The sequence below is a fragment of the Microcoleus sp. PH2017_35_SFW_U_B genome (assembly GCF_020737865.1).
In the GTDB taxonomy this organism is placed as follows: domain Bacteria; phylum Cyanobacteriota; class Cyanobacteriia; order Cyanobacteriales; family Microcoleaceae; genus Microcoleus.
Genome location: NZ_JAEQDE010000201.1, coordinates 1 through 3,727 on the forward strand (window position 1 = coordinate 1; position 3,727 = coordinate 3,727).

Annotated in this window: 6 protein-coding genes; 3 read left to right on the top strand and 3 right to left on the bottom strand. The window is 42.3% G+C overall.

Annotated elements, in window-relative coordinates:
- Positions 1–22: 22 nt before the first annotated feature.
- Together JGK36_RS33650 and JGK36_RS33655 are read right to left on the bottom strand one after the other, a co-directional pair.
- A complete protein-coding gene (locus tag JGK36_RS33650; RefSeq protein WP_293199386.1) occupies positions 23–169 on the bottom strand; it encodes a hypothetical protein in 147 nt (48 codons plus the stop codon).
- 204 nt (positions 170–373) lie between these two features.
- Complete coding sequence (locus JGK36_RS33655; RefSeq protein ID WP_293187232.1) at positions 374–1,033, bottom strand: Fe2+-dependent dioxygenase; 660 nt, start codon at positions 1,031–1,033, stop codon at positions 374–376.
- 168 nt (positions 1,034–1,201) lie between these two features.
- Here JGK36_RS33655 and JGK36_RS33660 point away from each other — a divergent pair, with 168 nt between their 5' ends.
- The 3 genes from JGK36_RS33660 (at position 1,202) to JGK36_RS33670 (ending at position 2,613) form a co-directional block, all read left to right on the top strand.
- Positions 1,202–1,396, top strand: a complete 195-nt coding sequence (locus JGK36_RS33660; RefSeq protein ID WP_293199387.1) for a hypothetical protein — start codon at positions 1,202–1,204, stop codon at positions 1,394–1,396.
- A gap of 63 nt (positions 1,397–1,459) precedes the next feature.
- Positions 1,460–1,912: a transposase family protein gene (locus tag JGK36_RS33665; protein ID WP_293187228.1), complete on the top strand. Its 453-nt coding sequence runs from the start codon at positions 1,460–1,462 to the stop codon at positions 1,910–1,912.
- A gap of 11 nt (positions 1,913–1,923) precedes the next feature.
- Positions 1,924–2,613 carry an ISL3 family transposase gene (locus JGK36_RS33670; protein WP_293187234.1) on the top strand — a complete coding sequence of 230 codons (690 nt, stop codon included), beginning with the start codon at positions 1,924–1,926 and terminating at the stop codon, positions 2,611–2,613.
- Positions 2,614–2,853: 240 nt separating this feature from the next.
- On the opposite strand, the gene JGK36_RS33675 is transcribed toward JGK36_RS33670, so the two are convergent.
- The coding region (locus JGK36_RS33675) for a transposase (RefSeq protein WP_293199388.1) at positions 2,854–3,727 on the bottom strand (874 nt) is incomplete at its 5' end.

The window sequence follows — 3,727 nt, forward strand, 5'->3', positions numbered from 1 at the left end:
ATGGTAATTTATTTGCTTTCTATTATGCCATCAACTTAGTCAGACAGACAATTGTCTGAGTATTTATACTGATTGCAAAAGTGGGATGCTCCCGATCGACATCGATAGAATTGTCTTGTGTCACATAAGACTGTCCCACGCCTGTCCAAATTTTAGTTTGGTTGCTCATTTGTCAAATCCTGGTTGTTTAACTCGTCTACCATTACTGTGACAAAACAAAGTAAAGAACTCGGAAAGACCTAAAATTTATTTCATCCGCTTCCAAAACCTCCTCAATAGTCCTGGACACACGACATCCATATCTGGTGTGAATCTAGGGGCAATTCCCGTGGTTGCCCCAATCCCTTAGTCTCTTGCGTAAGTCCTGCTCAACCTAAACATCAGCCCATTTTCGCAGCAAATTAGCAATGCTTTTGGATAGCAAGTCAAACTCCGCTGTCTTTCCAGACTTCTGAAAAAGGGTATCGCGAACCGTATCCAAATCAAAGAGAATTTCTCGATTATGAGCATCCCGAACTAAACTCTGCACCCAAGTCACCGCCGCTAGTCTTTCACCTTCAGTGATAGGTTCCACACGATGTAAAGTTGTAGTAGGATAAACAACCATTGAACCAGCATCAAGTTTAAAAGCTTGTTCGCCTTGGGTACTTTCAATCACTAATTCCCCGCCCGTATAAGTTGCAGGATCGCTGAGAAATAGAGTGAGAGACAAATCCGATCGCATTAGTTCTTCATCTCCCATAATCGCATTATCAATATGTGTCCCGTAGTACATTCCTCCCTGATAGCGACTAAACATAATGGGACGAATTGCTTTAGGGCGCGCCACTATTTGGAATAAAGAATTGCGTTTTAGTGCTTGATTGACTAAATTTCTGAGTTCCTGAGTTGGAGCCACATCATTTTTTAGTTGAGAATTATTTTTTACTTGTTGGGCGTACCAACCTGCTGTTAACTTCCCATCGACAAATTCAGCATTTTTTAGGCGATCGACAATTAATCCTAATTCCTCTGAAGTCAGAAGATTTGCCATACAGATAATCATTTTGGACACTCCTACAGGTTGCTAATGGACTCGCATTGTAGCAGCAATAAGGTAATGTCTGTGCAAACAATTTTTAGAGGTTTTTGGTTCTTTCCGAGTTCTTTACTTTTTTCTGGGATAGTAGCAGTAATCACCCAGAATAACGCTTTTTGAAATATGCAAAATAAAACTAAGATTTGGCTCGGCATTGGAGCTTGCGTTTTAACCTCTGTAGCTGCTAGTGCGATCGCATCTCAGAATGATAGCAATGTTAATCACTTCTCCCCTATTTCTCTTTTAAGTAATGCTGCTAATTCATCGATGAGCAACAGCAAGCCGGTTAAACCGATCGTCTTAATGACTGTAGTTTAGACGGCTCTTCTGGCTTTTTGGTGAAAAGTGTATAATGAGATACTACTAATTGATTTCTACCGTATGGATCTTCATCTTGACAGACTGCTTAATCTACCCGATGTTACTGTTGAAAGTTGCATCCAATTCGCACCTGAGGTTATCTTGAAACTCCGCTTCCTTCAGGAAGAAAGTAATTGTCGATACTGCCAGCGTCCGAGCGCTCAATTAAATCAAAACCGACCTGTATTGATACGGGATCTATCGATTTTCGGTCAACCAGTTTATCTGAAAGTTCCGCGTCGCCAATTTTACTGTAGGACTTGTCAGAAATACTTTACGGAAAGTTTGAACTTTGTCGATTGGGAACGGCGATATACCCAACGCTATGAGAATCATATCTATCAGCGAGTTCAAGCAACCACCATCGAACAAGTTAGCCGAGAGGAAAATTTAAGTTGGGATCAAGTACAGGGGATTTTCAATCATAGGTTTGATCAATCAAAAAAGCAGACTGGGGAACGGTTACTCGTCTGAGTATTGATGAAATTAGTAAACGCAAAGGGCATCAAGATTTTGCCACAGTTGTTGCCGATATTGACCGTGGAAAATTGGTTGAGGTGATTGATAGTCACAAACAGGATGACATCATCAAAGTGCTTCAGCAGCAACCGATTGAGCTGCGTGAACAAGTCGAAGAAGTGAGTGTTGATATGTGGGGAGGCTTTCCCAAAGTGGTTCAAGAAGTGTTTCCCAAGGCGCGGATTGTATTTGATCGATTTCACGTGATGAAACCAGTCAATGAAGAGTTAAATAAAGTACGCAAGCAAACTCAAATGACCCTCAAAGGGAGTAAATTCATTCTCCTCAAGAACGGGGTAGATTTGACCGAGGAGCAGAAGGTCAAACTGGCAGACATCTTAAAGCATTCAAAACGGTTGAAACTGGCTTATGAACTCAAAGAAGAGTTCAGAGATATTTTTGAACGTTCTGAGACTGTCGAAGCTGGGAAAGAGCAACTCCTTGCATGGCTAAAAAAAGCTCGTTCGGTTTACTGTGATGTTCTCACAACGATTCGTAATCATCTGGATGGAATCTGCAACTATTTTTTGAACCGAACCACGAGTGGCGTGATGGAGGGAATTAACAATCGAATTAAGTTGATTAAGCGACAAGCCTATGGCTTTATGAACTTTGATAACTTTCGAGCAAGGCTATTAGCTTGCTTTTCTGATTAGGTTTGCTTATCACCTTGACTCCAGAAGAGCCGTTTAGACTAAAAAATGAGTACAGCTAAAAGTAGCCACCTTTGAATCTCAGGCAAGCTGTTGCTTAAAAACTCAAGAGGGATCAGATTAAATAGCTAATTTCCTTTTTCCCAGCCGGGGGATTTTCCCCTATGTTTAGGGATTTTTGTAGGAGTACCAATGTCAACTAAAAGCGAAAACATTGATTGAGCAACACGTCCAGGGGTAAAATTAATGGTAGCAGATTGCCTGCAGTAAGACATTCTCAACGACTAAATCCCTAGCTAGCCAGAGTTGCCAACTCATCAATGGCATTAAATCACTCCAACGCTCGGATTGTTCGGGAGTTCTCAGATTAGGCAATGTCCAATGCAATCGTTGCTTGGCAAACCGATACCAATGATCCACTCCAAAACGTCGTAAATATTTGAACCAGACTGTTTCCAAAGGTAGAGTCCGTTCTCCCACCCAAACCAGCCACAAGGGTGGAAACGGCTGACCGTTTGACATGGGCTTCATTCTTTCCACCAGGATTAAATTGACTTTTTGTCCAGGGGCGCGATAAAAATGCAAGTCAAGCCATTGTTTGACTCGGACTTTTCCCAAATCTGGATGTTCGTCAATTTCAATCTCTGTATCAGCTTCGAGCCATGTAGTTGGGTCGCCCAGTCTCATTTTTTGCCCGTGTTTGGGTGGTCTACCGCGACCACTATAGGCTGGTGGTGCTGACCATAAGCAGGCATTTTTTCGGACTCTCATTAAACAATCAGCAGGGATGTCCGCTTCTGTTAGCGCCAGTACCCAGCTTGCATTCCCATATTCTCGATCTAAAACTGCTAAAACTGGATTGACGCTATGTTCACAGACAAGTTTGAGTTGGGAAGCTGCTTGAAGTATGGGTGAAGACCCACTACTAATTCTTTCATGGAGTAGGGGTAATGCCCAACTTCCGATTGCTTCAGGTATCCACGCAATCGTACTGTATCCCTGACCCACAATTACACCCCTTTGATATTCATGGGTTCTATCTTGTAACGTTTTGGCATCTGCTCTCTCCCATGCAGTGTGGTCGATTGCTACTAATATATGTTCCGTTGGGGCTGCT

What these genes read in the sequence shown, in the direction of transcription:
- JGK36_RS33655 (WP_293187232.1), bottom strand. Translation starts at nt 1,033, where the DNA reads ATGGCAAATCTTCTGACTTCAGAGGAATTAGGATTAATTGTCGATCGC.
- JGK36_RS33650 (WP_293199386.1), bottom strand. Translation starts at nt 169, where the DNA reads ATGAGCAACCAAACTAAAATTTGGACAGGCGTGGGACAGTCTTATGTG.
- JGK36_RS33660 (WP_293199387.1), top strand. Translation starts at nt 1,202, where the DNA reads ATGCAAAATAAAACTAAGATTTGGCTCGGCATTGGAGCTTGCGTTTTA.
- JGK36_RS33665 (WP_293187228.1), top strand. Translation starts at nt 1,460, where the DNA reads ATGGATCTTCATCTTGACAGACTGCTTAATCTACCCGATGTTACTGTT.